This is a genomic window from Mycobacterium sp. NPDC006124 (assembly GCF_040614235.1).
Classification (GTDB): Bacteria; Actinomycetota; Actinomycetes; order Mycobacteriales; family Mycobacteriaceae; genus Mycobacterium.
Genome location: NZ_JBEXUA010000001.1, coordinates 187,984 through 201,170, shown reverse-complemented (window position 1 = coordinate 201,170; position 13,187 = coordinate 187,984). Strand labels below are relative to the sequence as shown.

General features: G+C 67.8%; 14 protein-coding genes and 1 pseudogene. 9 read left to right on the top strand and 6 right to left on the bottom strand.

Annotation, left to right across the window (positions count from 1 at the left end):
* The first annotated feature begins 1 nt into the window (after window position 1).
* The 6 genes and pseudogenes from ABZ195_RS00980 to ABZ195_RS00955 all read left to right on the top strand — a co-directional run.
* Entirely contained in the window at window positions 2-277 is a 276-nt protein-coding gene (locus ABZ195_RS00980) for a sarcosine oxidase subunit delta (RefSeq protein WP_355214031.1), read from the top strand.
* Window positions 274-3,117: an FAD-dependent oxidoreductase gene (locus ABZ195_RS00975; protein ID WP_355214029.1), complete on the top strand. Its 2,844-nt coding sequence runs from the start codon at window positions 274-276 to the stop codon at window positions 3,115-3,117. Before ABZ195_RS00980 ends, ABZ195_RS00975 begins: the two co-directional genes overlap by 4 nt.
* A complete protein-coding gene (locus ABZ195_RS00970; protein WP_355214027.1) occupies window positions 3,110-3,703 on the top strand; it encodes a sarcosine oxidase subunit gamma family protein in 594 nt (197 codons plus the stop codon). The genes ABZ195_RS00975 and ABZ195_RS00970 overlap by 8 nt, the downstream gene beginning before the upstream one ends.
* Before the next feature lie 40 nt (window positions 3,704-3,743).
* Complete coding sequence (locus ABZ195_RS00965; RefSeq protein ID WP_355214025.1) at window positions 3,744-3,938, top strand: hypothetical protein; 195 nt, start codon at window positions 3,744-3,746, stop codon at window positions 3,936-3,938.
* 87 nt (window positions 3,939-4,025) lie between these two features.
* A complete protein-coding gene (locus ABZ195_RS00960) occupies window positions 4,026-4,274 on the top strand; it encodes a hypothetical protein (RefSeq protein WP_355214023.1) in 249 nt (82 codons plus the stop codon).
* Between the two features lie 69 nt (window positions 4,275-4,343).
* A pseudogene (locus ABZ195_RS00955) lies at window positions 4,344-5,387 on the top strand (HNH endonuclease signature motif containing protein); the annotation flags it as partial.
* A 90-nt stretch (window positions 5,388-5,477) separates the two neighbouring features.
* Here the strand turns inward: ABZ195_RS00955 and arr are convergent.
* Window positions 5,478-5,906, bottom strand: a complete 429-nt coding sequence (gene arr / locus ABZ195_RS00950) for an NAD(+)--rifampin ADP-ribosyltransferase (protein ID WP_355214022.1) — start codon at window positions 5,904-5,906, stop codon at window positions 5,478-5,480.
* A gap of 123 nt (window positions 5,907-6,029) precedes the next feature.
* Window positions 6,030-6,305, bottom strand: coding sequence for a hypothetical protein (locus ABZ195_RS00945; protein ID WP_355214020.1), 276 nt, complete (start codon window positions 6,303-6,305; stop codon window positions 6,030-6,032).
* An 81-nt stretch (window positions 6,306-6,386) separates the two neighbouring features.
* On the opposite strand from ABZ195_RS00945, the gene ABZ195_RS00940 reads away from it, so the two are divergent.
* Both ABZ195_RS00940 and ABZ195_RS00935 read left to right on the top strand, forming a co-directional pair.
* Window positions 6,387-6,848, top strand: a complete 462-nt coding sequence (locus ABZ195_RS00940; protein WP_355214018.1) for a MarR family winged helix-turn-helix transcriptional regulator — start codon at window positions 6,387-6,389, stop codon at window positions 6,846-6,848.
* 78 nt (window positions 6,849-6,926) lie between these two features.
* Entirely contained in the window at window positions 6,927-8,510 is a 1,584-nt protein-coding gene (locus tag ABZ195_RS00935) for an alkaline phosphatase D family protein (RefSeq protein WP_355214017.1), read from the top strand.
* Between the two features lie 8 nt (window positions 8,511-8,518).
* On the opposite strand, the gene ABZ195_RS00930 is transcribed toward ABZ195_RS00935, so the two are convergent.
* Window positions 8,519-9,718 carry an MFS transporter gene (locus ABZ195_RS00930; RefSeq protein ID WP_355214015.1) on the bottom strand — a complete coding sequence of 400 codons (1,200 nt, stop codon included), beginning with the start codon at window positions 9,716-9,718 and terminating at the stop codon, window positions 8,519-8,521.
* A 94-nt stretch (window positions 9,719-9,812) separates the two neighbouring features.
* On the opposite strand from ABZ195_RS00930, the gene ABZ195_RS00925 reads away from it, so the two are divergent.
* Window positions 9,813-10,367, top strand: coding sequence for a helix-turn-helix domain-containing protein (locus ABZ195_RS00925; protein WP_355214013.1), 555 nt, complete (start codon window positions 9,813-9,815; stop codon window positions 10,365-10,367).
* Between the two features lie 11 nt (window positions 10,368-10,378).
* Here ABZ195_RS00925 and ugpC read toward each other — a convergent pair whose 3' ends face one another.
* Genes ugpC through ABZ195_RS00910 form a run of 3 tightly spaced genes read right to left on the bottom strand, consistent with a single transcriptional unit; the run spans window position 10,379 to window position 13,185 of the window.
* A complete protein-coding gene (gene ugpC / locus ABZ195_RS00920; protein WP_355214011.1) occupies window positions 10,379-11,449 on the bottom strand; it encodes a sn-glycerol-3-phosphate ABC transporter ATP-binding protein UgpC in 1,071 nt (356 codons plus the stop codon).
* A gap of 36 nt (window positions 11,450-11,485) precedes the next feature.
* Complete coding sequence (locus ABZ195_RS00915; RefSeq protein WP_355214009.1) at window positions 11,486-12,310, bottom strand: carbohydrate ABC transporter permease; 825 nt, start codon at window positions 12,308-12,310, stop codon at window positions 11,486-11,488.
* Entirely contained in the window at window positions 12,307-13,185 is an 879-nt protein-coding gene (locus ABZ195_RS00910; RefSeq protein ID WP_355214007.1) for a sugar ABC transporter permease, read from the bottom strand. The genes ABZ195_RS00915 and ABZ195_RS00910 overlap by 4 nt, the downstream gene beginning before the upstream one ends.
* Window positions 13,186-13,187 lie beyond the last annotated feature (2 nt).

Sequence of the window (13,187 nt, the reverse complement as noted above, 5' to 3'; positions counted from 1 at the left end):
CATGCAACTCATCGAATGTCCTTGGTGCGGAACGCGCGAGGAGACCGAGTTCCACTACGGCGGGCAGGCGCACGTCCCCTACCCGGAGGATCCGCAGGCGCTGACCGACGACGAGTGGGCCCGCTACGTGTTCTTCAGAACCAATCCGAAGGGCCTCTTCGCGGAGCGCTGGAGCCACAGCGCCGGCTGCCGTCGCTGGTTCAACGCGGTCCGCGACACCGCGACCTACCGGTTCCAGAGCGTGTACCGACCTGACGAGCAGAGGCCCACCCCATGACCGCGCCCTTCCGCACGCCCGAGGGCGGTCGCGTCGACCGCTCCTCCACCCACACCTTCGTCTTCGACGACCGCGAGCTGACCGGACACCCCGGCGACACGCTCGCATCGGCGTTGTTGGCCAACGGTGTTCACCAGGTGACCACCAGCATCAAGCTGGGTCGGCCCAGGGGCTTCACCGCCGCGTGGGCGGAGGACACCGGTGGCCTGGTCCAGATCGAGTATCCGTTCCCCGAACCGATGCTGCTCGCCACGACCGTCGAACTGTTCGACGGGCTTGCCGCTCGGGGCATTCCGGGGCAGGGCCGCCTGGCCGAGATCGCCGACACCGCGACGTACGACGCAACCCACGTGCACGCCGACGTCCTGGTCGTCGGGGCCGGGCCGGCGGGCCTGTCCGCCGCGCTGACCGCGGCCCGGTCGGGCGCCCGGGTGGTACTGCTCGACGAGCAGAGCGAGGCCGGGGGCGCCCTGCTGGGCAGCACCGACACGATCGCCGGCCGGTCCGCGATGGAGTGGGTGGGGGACGCGGTCGCGGAGTTGGCCACCTACCGCGACGTGGTGCATCTACAGCGCACCACTGCATTCGGACACTACGACGACGGCTTCATCCTGGCGCTGCAACGTCGCACGGACCACCTCGGCGTGGATGCCCCGGTGCAGGTCAGCCGTCAGCGTGTCTGGCGCGTCCGGGCCCGGCGCATCGTGGTCGCCACGGGCGCCCACGAGCGTCCGATCGTGTTCACCGACAACGACCGCCCCGGCATCATGCTGGCCAGCGGTGCCCGCACATTCCTGCACCGCTACGGCGTCAAGGTCGGCAAGCAGGCCGTGGTGTTCACCACCAACGACAGCGCCTACATTGCGGCATTCGACCTGCAGGACTCGGGGATTCAGATCGCCGCGATCGTCGATCCGAGGATCGAGCTGTCCCCGGATCTGGTCGAGGCCTGTATGTCTCGCGACATCGCCGTACACCTCGGCTCGGTCGTCAGCGGTACCCGTGGCGAATCGCGCGTCACCCACGCCGTGGTGTCGGGCGTCGACGCCGTGGTGCCCTGCGACGTGCTGTTGGTCAGCGGTGGCTGGAATCCGGCGGTGCACCTGTACAGCCAGGTGCGCGGTACCCTGCGCTACGACGACGCGCTCGGTGCCTTCGTCCCCGACGCGCCGCTCGACGGCGTCGACGTCGTGGGGGCGGCGACCGGAGTCTTCGACCTGCCGGGCTGTTTGCGCAGCGGCCGCGAGTCCTCCGAAATGGCGCTCGCTGCAATGGGATTCGAACTCGCGTCGGGTCCGCCGCCGGGCGAGGACGACGCCGTCCGGACGCCGGGCGCCAGCCTGGTGCTGTGGTACGTCCCCGATCCCGCCGCCGCGACCCGGCAGTTCGTCGACGTCCAGCGTGACGCCACCGTCGCCGACCTCGTCCGGGCGGTCGGGGCGGGGATGGTGTCGATGGAGCACATCAAGCGCTACACCACCATCGGCACCGCTCACGACCAGGGCAAGACCTCCGGTGTCGTCGCGTCGGGCATCACGGCCGATCTGCTGGGTCGCCGTCCGGAGGACATGGGCGTCACCACCTTCCGGCCGCCCTACACTCCGGTCGCGTTCGCCGCCCTCGCCGGCCGCAGCCGTGGCCGCTTGTTCGATCCGGAACGGGTCACCGCGGTGCACGACTGGCACGTCGACCGGGGCGCGGTCTTCGAGGACGTCGGGCAGTGGAAGCGCCCGCGGTACTACCCGCTGCCGGGTGAGGACATGCACACCGCCGTCCTCCGCAAATGTGCCGCCACGCGAGGCGGAGTCGGCATCCTCGACGGGTCCACCCTCGGCAAGATCGACGTCCAGGGTCCGGACTCGGGCCAGTTCCTCGACATGCTCTACACCAACCTGATGAGCACTCTGAAGGTCGGCATGATCCGCTACGGCGTGATGTGTGGCGTCGACGGAATGGTCATCGACGACGGCACCGTCATGCGGCTGGCCGAGGATCGCTTTCAGGTGTTCACCACCACCGGCGGCGCCGCCCACATCCTGGATTGGATGGAGGAGTGGCTACAGACCGAGTGGCCGCACCTGCGGGTCCGGATGACCTCGGTCACCGAGCAGTGGCACACGTTCCCCGTCGTGGGTCCCAAGTCCCGGGACGTGATCGGCGCCGTATTCGCCGACCTGGACGTCGGCAACGAGGCGTTCCCCTTCATGGCGTGGCGCGACACCACCCTGGACGGGGTGCACGTGCGGGTTGGCCGGGTCAGCTTCTCCGGCGAGCTCGCCTACGAGGTCAACGTGATGGGCTGGTACGCCACGGCGTTGTGGGAGAGGCTGATCGAGGCCGGCGAACGCCACGGCATCACGCCGTACGGCACCGAGACGATGCACGTCCTGCGGGCCGAGAAGGGCTATCCCATCATCGGGCAGGACACCGACGGCACGATCACCCCGCAGGACCTCGGCATGAACTGGGTGGTGTCGAAGAAGAAGGTCGACTTCATCGGCAAGCGGTCGTTCACCCGCAGTGAGAACCTCAACCCGCTGCGCAAGCAGTTCGTCGGGTTGCTACCGGTCGACGCCGAGACGGTGCTGCCCGAGGGCGCGCAGATCGTCGAGGCCAGCGCGGACGGCGAGCTGCCACCGCCACCGGTGCCGATGCTCGGACACGTCACGTCGAGTTATCTCAGCGCCGAACTGGGGCGGCCGTTCGCCCTCGCCCTGGTCAAGGGCGGCCATGCCCGCATCGGCGACATTCTGAGCGTCCCGGTCAACGGAACCCTGGTGCCGGTGGAGGTCACCGGATCCGTCCTCGTCGATCCCGAAGGAGCCCGCCGCGATGGCTAACGGCCTCATCCGACACAGCCCGCTCGGGGTCTTCGCGGACCGGTTCGCACGACTACCGGATTCGGTTGCGGTGCAAGAGGAGCCGTTCGTCGCCATGGTCGACCTGTGGGTCGACCCATCGAGTCCGGGTGCGGCGGCGGCCGCCCGGGTCCTCGGCGTGGACGCCCTGCCCCAGACCGCGTCGACCACGGTCACCGCCGGAGACACCACGGTGATCTGGTTCGGCCCCGACGAGTGGCTGGTGACCTCGACGGCCTCGGTTCCGGAGCACTTAGAGGCACGGTTGCGGGAGGCCGTGGTCGAGCACGGCGGTGCTGCGGTCGACGTGTCGGCTCAGCGCACCACCATTCGGCTTCGAGGTGCCCGCGCACGTGACGTCCTCGCCAAGGGCTGCTCGATCGACCTGCACCCGTCCGCATTCCCCGCTGGCGCTGCCGTGCAGACCATGCTTGGGCAGGCCGCGGTGGTGCTGATGGCCTCGGGCGACGAGGGCACCGACTACCGGGTATTGGTGCGGTCGTCCTTCGCCCGCTACCTCGCGGAGTGGTTGCTCGACGCTGCCGAGGAGTTCGGCGTCGACTGGTAGCGCTGAGCCCTACGGTCACTTCACCTTCTATCAGCTGGAGATGGCACTGCACCTGGGCGTGATTCCCGCGCAGAAGCCAGCCGACTACGACCCCATGACACCGGCGATCGTCGAGGCGATGACCGCACTGCACGGCGAGATGCAACCGGCGCTGCAGGTATTTCTGGAGCGCTTCGAGATTCCCGTCGGCGAGGCCTTCACCGGTCAAGACTGGGGCGGCTGGGAACCGTCCTGATCTGACGGCCCGACTGGGTCAAACCTCCTGTGTCACAGACGTTTCAGGTTGAACGTTCTTGTCGGTGGGTCGTACTAGTGTTCGAGTATGAGTTCGGATCGGGTCATCGCGGCGGTTGCCTCGCTGGTGGCCGCCGTCGCCGATCTCACCACCTTGGATTGCGACCAGTTCACCCACCGGGAATTGGTCGAACTGCTCGGTGAAATCGAGACCGTGACTTGGCAACTGCCGTCGGTGGGTCATCGGGTGATCGCCCGGCTGCAACGTGAAGCGTCCCCGGTGGAGTTGGGCGCGAAGTCGTTGGGCAGCGTGCTGACCCAACGGTTGCGGATATAGGGTCGCGAAGTTCGACGCCGACTCGCCGAGGCGGAAGACTTCGGGCCGCGGACGGCGCTCAATGGGCAGCCGTTGGTCCCCAAGCTGGCACCGACTGCGGATGCGCAGTCACGCGGCACGTTGGGCCCAGAGCACGTCGCCGAGATCCGGTCCTTCCTCGACAAGCTGCCCGGCTGGGTGGACCCAGAGGTCCGAGACCTGTCCGAGCAGACGTTGGTGACCGTCGGATCCGGCACCGGTCCGGAGGAACTGCGCAAGGCCGCCGACAAGCTTGCGGTCGCGATCGACCAGGACGGCCCCGAGCCCGACGACAAGGAACGCGCCCGCAAGCGATTCCTACGGTTGGGACCGCAGCAGGCCGACGGGATGTCGACGCTGACCGGCCTGCTGGACCCCGAAGCGCGGGCCACCATCGAACCGATCTTGGCCAAACTCGGTGCGCCGGGGATGTGCAACCCGGCCGATCACGAGCCCCGCACCTCCGGCACCCCGTCCCAAGAACAGATCGACGGTGACGACCGCAGCGTCGGGCAACGCAACCACGACGCGCTGATTGCCTTGGGACGGACCGCTCTGTCCTCGGGGGAGTTGGGTCAGCACAACGGGTTACCCGTGACGGTCATCGTCAGTACCACCCTGCAAGACCTCGAAGCCGGAGCCGGGTCCGGCGTCACCGGCGGTGGGTCACTGCTGCCCATGGCGGATCTGATCCGGATGGCATCCCACGCCCACCACTATTTGGCGGTGTTCGACAAACACACCACCGAAGCGCTGTACCTGGGCCGCACCAAACGGTTGGCCTCGGCAGCCCAACGGATCGTCCTGCACGCGCGGGACCGTGGCTGCACCAAACCCGGCTGCACCGTCCCCGGGTACGGCACCCAGGTCCACCACATGACCGGCTGGGCCCACAACGGGCAGACCGACATCGACGAGGTCACCTTCGCGTGCGGCGGGGACAACCGCCTCGCCGAGAACGGCTGGACCGTCGCACTCGTCGACGGCGTGGTGCAGTGGATCCCACCCCCGCAACTCGACGTCGGGCAAGCCCGAGTCAACTACCTCCACCACCCCGAGCGACTCCTCGCCCCCGATGACGAGGATGCGGCCTGACGGCTTGGCCGCGTGCCGAGATTGGAGCGAGGTTCGCCGTCGTGCCCGGGTTCCGCAGCCAGGGTGCGACGGTCGGTACGCGCGAGATGCCTAGTCGTAGATCACGTCGAGGCCCCGGCGTCGCAAATCGGCCAGACCGTCGCGCATCGCCTGCAGTTGCTCGGCGGAGTGCCCCACCCAGTCAGTCAACTCGCCGACGATCCGCACGGGCTTGCGGGTGCGGAAGGACATGGTCGGGTTGCCCGGAAACTTCTTGTCGGTCACGTTCGGATCGTCTTCGACCTCGCCGTCGGGTTCGACGACGAAGATCCGGCCCGGCCCGTCACCCTTGGCCATCTCCGCGCCCCAGACCGCGGCGTCCAACGTCTTGGTCACGTACACGTGGTTCATCACGCGCCCTTCCGCATAGTTGGATTCTCGGCCGGGCAGGAGAAGGTCACCGACCGAGAGATTGGCCTTGGTGCCGTGGAGGAATGCTCCAGACTCATGGGTTTCGAATGGTTTTGGCGAACGCGGCACGACGACTCCCGACTCTCGACTACGTTGCCGCGAGATTGTGCTCCAACTCAGGGGCCTTGCCGCAAGTCCCCCATCCCGCCCTATGATGAAGGGGGCGCGGCGACCAACGGCTCGATCACGGAGTCAGCCCTCACCCGGCGTCAGGATCGCGGCGATGGCGGCCGAACGTGGCGTGAAGACCTCGAGAAGGCCCACTGCACGCAGAGCTGGTGCGAGAGAACTCAATTCGTCCTCGAGTGCATCACGGTCCGCATGGCCGGGCTCGAGCCGAGCCAGCTTCCGGGCATTGGCGACGAAGGCCGCCACGGAGCCCTTGCGAACCTCGAGCCCGTCGAACGTGGTTGCGTCGACGCCATCTGCGAGCACGTCGCCGGCGCGTACGGGGGTGGTGTCGGCCATCATCTCTCCCTCAGCTATGCGTGCTTTGTACACGCATCGAGATTAACAACATTGCGTGCAGAAGTCACGTAATCTGTGAGCGTGACCGCCGCCTCACCCGGGTACCGGGTTGCCGACCAATTGGGCCGACTGCTGCTGCGTAGCACCCGTCAACACCTCTATGAGCGCCTCGTCGAGGGCGTCGACGGCCTCGACGTGGCGACCTATCCGGTCCTGTCCGGACTCGGGCGGGTTGGGCCGACGACGGCCACCCACCTCGCCACGGTGATCGGCGTCGACCGCTCGGCCACCACCCGCTACCTCAGCAAGCTCGAGGCCGGCGGGCTGATCACCCGAACGGTCGACCCCGGGGATGCCCGCGCCACGCGACTGGTGCTCACGCCCGCCGGTCGAACCGCGTTGGCGACGACGCGGCGGGAGTTGAGTTCGGCGATGGACGACGTCTTGGCCGAGTGGCCCGCCTCGGAGGCGGCGTCCTTCGCGGCAGCACTCGAGCGGTTCACCAACCGGCTCGACGACCTGGCCCGCAACGTCGACCGTTAACTCTCCCGACACCCGCCCCTTGCCTGTCGACCATCCGGTATTGGCCGGCACGTCGCCGCCGCACCGCATGCTGGGCTCGTGGCCATTCCGACGAACCGACGAATCGGCCGGCGAACCCTCCTTCGCGGCTCGTTGGCCGGAGCACTGCTGGTACCCGCGACGGCGGCCCTGCAGGCCTGCGGCGCTCCGACAGGCCCCGGCCTGGTCGTCGACCGCCCGCGCCTGACCCACGGCGTTGCCAGCGGTGACCCCCGGACCGACGGCGCGCTGATTTGGGCGCGTTCGGACGCCCCTGCCCGGATGATCGTGGAAACCTCGGCGACCGAATCGTTTTCGAACGCCGCGCGGATCGACGGACCTCGCGTGACGCCCGCCTCCGACGGCACCGGCCGGGTGCGGGTCACCGGCCACGAACCAGGCCAGACGGTGCACTATCGGGTGACGCTGCAAGACGACCGCGGCACGAAGTCGGAACCGGCGGTCGGCGTCTTCACCACCGTGGCGACCCAACCGAAGGACGTCAGGTTCGTATGGTCCGGCGACGTCGTCGGTCAAGGCTGGGGGATCAACCGGCAGGGCGGCATGGCGATCTTCGGCGCCATGGCCGACCGCCAACCGGACTTCTTCCTGCACTCCGGCGACGCCATCTACGCCGACGGACCCGTGCCCGAGACACAGGGTCAAAACGACGGCGGCACGTACCGCAGCGTCACGGCTCCCGCAAAGGACCACGTGGCCCAGACCCTGGACGACTTCCGTGGCAACTACGCCTACAACCTCACCGACGAGCACTACCTTCGATTCAATGCCTCCGTGCCGCAACTCATTCAGTGGGACGACCACGAGGTTCTGAACAATTGGTTCCCCGGCGAATCACTCGCCGGCCAGAACCGCACGGGTTACACCGACTCGAACGTCGACGAGCTTGCCGGCTACGCATACCAGGCGTGGCGCGAGTGGCAGCCCGTCGAGCCGTCGGAGGCGACCGACGGGCGATTGCACCGCAAGATCTCCTACGGGCCGCTCCTGGACGTGTTCGTGTTGGACATGCGCTCCTACAAGGACCCCAACCCGCAGGCGTGGGCGCCGACCGACGACGGCGGCATCCTTGGTCGTCAGCAGACGCAGTGGCTGATCGACGGTCTCAACGCGTCGACGGCGACGTGGAAGGTCGTCGCCAACGATCTGCCGATCAGCATCGTCGTACCGGATGCGGCGTCCAGCCCGGCCGGCGGCGCCCCGTCGATGGAGGCCGTCGCCCAGGGCGAGAACGGCAGGCCGCTGGGCCGCGAGATCGCCTTCAGCCGAATCCTCACCGAGACCAAGGACGTACGCAACGTCGTCTTCTTGACCGCCGACGTGCACTACACCGCGGCGATCTCCTATCACCCCGAACGCGCGGGCTTCACGGACTTCACGCCCTTCTGGGAGTTCGTGTCCGGGCCGCTCAACGCCGGCGCCTTCCCCGTGAGCCCACTCGACGGCACCTTCGGTGCCCGCTACGAGTTCGTCCACGCCCCGGAGGCCAAGAACGCCTCCCCCGCCGAGGGGTTCCAGCACTTCGGCGAGGTCGGCATCGACCCCGACACCCGGGTGCTGACGGTCAACCTGCGGGATGCCGCGGGAAAGTCGTTGTATGCGAGAGATCTTCCCGCGGCGTAGGGCTACGTTCAGCTGGCGCAGGGTGTCGGCTGGCTCGGCGCGGGCACCCTCGCCAGGCCGGGCAGCGGACCGAACGCCCTGGCCACCAACGGACTTATTGCCGCCAACACGGTCATGGCCGCCGACACCACGACGGCGCCGCGCGGTCCGTAGGAATCGGTGGCGACGCCGGCGACGGCGGTGCCGATGGCCCCTCCCACGATCGCCGCGCTGCTGAGCCAGCCGAATGCCTCGGTGGCCATGTGCTGACCCACTTCTCGCGACACCATCAGATAGAGGGCAGACATCGCCGGGGCGAATCCGACGCCCGAGACGAACAGCGCGGCGAACTGTAGTGCCAACCCGTCGGCGAGGCCGTAGAGAGCGACACCGACGGCAACGGCGGACAGCGCCGCGACGACGCCGGACAGCCCGAGGCGACGGTGCCCGAACACCAGTCCGCCGAGCAGGGAACCGACACTCGCCGAGGCGATCGCGGCGCCCGCGGTGAAACCGTCCTTGCCCAATGCCGCGATGATGCCCACTTCGAGGGCGGTGAAGGAACCCACCAGGACGAGACTGGACACCATCGCCAGGATTACCGCTCGATGCAGCAGGACCCGGCCGAATCTGCTTTCACTGACTGCCTTCTCGGGGTGCAGCCGGCGAGAGCCGAGGAGAAACCAGGTCGTGCCCACCAGGGTGACTGCCGCACAGAGGATCAACGGGAACAGTGTCGAGATGCTCGACGCGAGAACGGTGGCCGCGACGGGACCGATGACCCAGATGAGTTCCTGCGCCGTGGTGTCGAGCGCGAAGAGCGTTCGGACCTCGTCCTCGGGGACCATCCGCGGATACAGGGCCCGCACGACCGGCATCAGCGGCGGGATGGACGCCCCGACGATCACCCCGAGCACCATCAACGGCAGCGCGGATCCGCCGGCCAGCGCCAACCACAGCGTGCCGACGGCGTTGACGACGGCCGCCGTCACCAGGGTGCGGGCGACACCCAACCGTCCGGCCAGGCGCGAGGTCAGCGGCATGGCGACGGCCTCGCCCGCGCCGACCGCCGCGACCACGGTGCCGGCCAAGGCGTAGGACCCCGTCAGCCGGTGCACGTGCATGAGGATCGCCAAGGAGAGGATGCCCAGCGGAAGACGCGCGAAGATTTGCGAGGCCGTCACATTGAGCACGCCGGGCACCCGCAACAGGTTCCGGTAGGTGCCCATCGCCGTCGTTCCTCCACTTCCATGCCCATGCCACGAGCACGGATCTACACCGTCCAGACGGTACACTTCGGGGCGTCGGTCGTAAACTGATTTCGTGACCTCCTCACGGGACCGCATCCTGGATGCGTATGCGGACCTCCTCATCACCGAGGGGGAACGCCAAGCCACGCTCGAAGCAGTGGCCGCGCGGGCAGAGGTCTCCAAGGGCGGACTCCTCTACCACTTTCCCTCGAAAGACCAATTGGCCGTTGGTCTTTGCGACCGTCTGGCCGAACTCGCCTCGGTGGACGCAGACCGGATGCGCACCGCGGACGAAGGCCCGGCGCGTTACTACGTCCGCTCGTCGCAGTATGCCGACACCCCACTGGACCGGGCCCTGGTGGCCGTCTCGCGGCTACGTCAGTCCGGGGACGGTCGGGCACGCGCCGCGATCGAGTCGGCCTCCGACGCCTGGCTGACCATCCTGTACGACGCGCTCGGCGACCTCGACGTCGCCCGCGCCGTCAAGCTGATCGGAGACGGTCTCTACTACAACGCGCTGAACCAGGCGCTCGGTGGCCATCCCCCAACCTCGGGAGTCGAACGAGGACTGCTCGACGTCGTCGACCGCATCACCCGAACGGCCAAGCCGCCGGATGACGACGCGTAGTCACCGCGACGTCAGGTCAGGCGCACTCCGGTCGTCCGGTCGAAGAGATGGATCGCATCGGCATCGGCAGTGACGTGCACCGTGTTGCCCGTGCCGATGCGTTCGCGGTTGCCGATGCGGGCAATCACGTCGGCCTCGCCGCCCTCGACCGGCGCCTTGCCGTACAGGTAGGCGTCGGCGCCGAGGGTCTCGACGACCCCCACTGTGACCGCGATGCCATCGCCTGGACCGGCCAGCCGCCAGCCCTCCGGCCGCACGCCGACGACGACCGGCCCGTCGTACCCGCCCGACCGACCCACCGACATCTGGTGCCCGGCCGCGGTGACGGACGCACCGCGCACTTCGCCGTCGAGGAACTTCATCGCCGGCGAGCCGATGAACCCGGCGACGAACACGTTCTCGGGTCGGTCGTAGAGGTCCATCGGAGCTCCGACCTGTTGCAGCACGCCGTCCTTCATGACGCCGACGCGATCGCCCATCGTCATCGCCTCGGTCTGGTCGTGGGTCACGTAGACAGTGGTGACGCCCAATTCGCGCTGCAGCGTCGCGAGATCGGTGCGGGTCTGCACGCGCATCTTGGCGTCGAGGTTGGACAACGGCTCGTCCATGCAGAACACCTGCGGATTGCGCACGATCGCACGACCCATCGCCACTCGCTGCCGTTGCCCACCCGAGAGGGCCTTGGGCTTGCGGTCGAGGAAGTCGGTGAGGCCCAACGTCTTCGCCGCCTCTGCGACCCTCCGCTTGCGTTCGTCCTTGGCCATTCCGGCGTTCTTGAGCGAGAACTCCATGTTGCCGCCGACGGTCATGTGGGGATAGAGGGCGTAGTTCTGGAACACCATCGCGATGTCACGGTCCTTGGGCGCGACCGTGGAGATGTCGCGGTCACCAAGGTAGATCGATCCGGACGTAAGGTCCTCGAGACCGGCCAGCAGCCGCAACGTCGTCGACTTGCCACAGCCCGACGGCCCGACCAGAACCATGAACTCACCGTCGGCGACGTCGAGATCCAGAGCGTCCACGGCGGCTGCGGGCGCGTTCGGATACCAGTGCTGGACCTTGTCGAATCGTATGGTGGCCATGACCTTTGCTCCTGGTGAGTCAGTGGTGGAGGGCATTCAGCGCGACGAGATTCCGCCGACCATGCCGTTGATGAACCGCTTCTGCAGCGCGAAGAACAGCACGGCGATGGGGAGGGCGACCATCACGCCGGCCGCCGCCAGCAGGGAGTAGTCGGTCAGGTGCTGGCCCTGGAAGAACGCAAGACCGAGAGGCGCGGTGCGCTTGGAGTCCGAGACCACCATGACCAGCGGCAGCAGGAACTCGTTCCAGGTCCACATCGTGATGACGACGGCCATCGTCATCATCGGCGCCAACGACGGCGGCACGACGACCCGCCACAGGAGTCGGAGGTCGCTGCATCCGTCGAGGCGCGCTGCCTCGATGATCTCGCCGGGGAAGCCCCGGAACTGGTTGCGCATCCAGAACACGGCGAAGGCCAGCGACTGCGCGGTCTGCGGCAGGATCAGCGCCCAGTAGGTGTCGGTCAGCCCGATGGTCCGCAAGTTGAAGTACAGCGGGATGATGAACGCCTCGGTCGGCAGCGTCAGGCCGACGAGCAGCAGGTAGAACAGCACGGACGAGCCGCGAAAGGTCATGCGGGCGAACGCATATCCGGCGAAGGTCGCCAGCACGACACTCAGTGCAACGACCGCTGCGGTGACGAGCACGCTCGAGAGGAGGTAGCTGCTGAAGTTGCCGCGACTCCACGCCACACCGTAGTTGCCCAGGTCGACTGCGTCCGGGATCGCGAAGCCGCCGGAGTTCTCGCTGGCCGGGGTGACCGACGACAGCAGCACCCCCAGCAGCGGAACCAGCGCGAACGCGGCGAAGACGGCGAGGATCAGCTGGTTGACGATGCTCTCGGTGCGGGAGATCCTCACTCGGCCTCCCGCGGGGCGATGCGGCTGATCGACACGGTCAGCGCGACGATGGCCACCGTCAGCACGACGGCGATCGCGGAGGCCAGTCCGACCTGACCGGTGTTGAAGGCCCGGTTGTAGGCCTCGAAGGCCGGGACCGAGGTCGCGTTGCCTGGGCCACCGCGGGTGGTGATGAAGACCAGGTCGAAGGTCTTGAGCGCGGAGACCACCGTCAGCGTCAGCGCGATGGCGATCTGACCGCGTAGCGAGGGCAGCGTGATGGCGATGAATTCCCGTGCTCGCCCGGCCCCGTCGAGGCGGGCGGCCTCGAAGAGTTCGGGAGCGATGTTGCCGATGCCGGACAGGAAGAGCACCAGGCACAGGCCGATGTTGAGCCACGTGCCGACCAGGCCGATCGCCAGCAGGGCGAAGGTGTGGTCGCCCAGCCACACGCGGCTGAGCGAGCCGAGCCCGATCAGCCGCAGGGTCTGGTTCAGCAGACCGTCCTGCGAGTAGATCGAGATCCAGATCGTCGCGATCACCACGGTGGCGATGACCTGCGGCAGGAAGAGCACAGTGCGGAAGAACGACATCGACTTCATCGCGTGCGCCCGGGAGATCAGTGCGCTCAAGAAGAGCGCGATGAGAACCGGTGCGGCCGCGTAGAACAGCATGAGTACGCCCGCATGCACGAAGGAGTCCCGCAGGCGTTCGTCGGTGAAGACGGTGACGTAGTTCTTCAACCCCGCGACGGTGGACGCGCCGAGGCCGTCCCAGTCGTAGAACGAGTACTGCACGGTCTGCAGCACCGGGGCACCGAGGAAGGCGGCGAACACCAGAAACGCCGGTGCGACGTACAGATACGCCTTGGGCGAGCGGCGGACCGGTCGCGTCACGC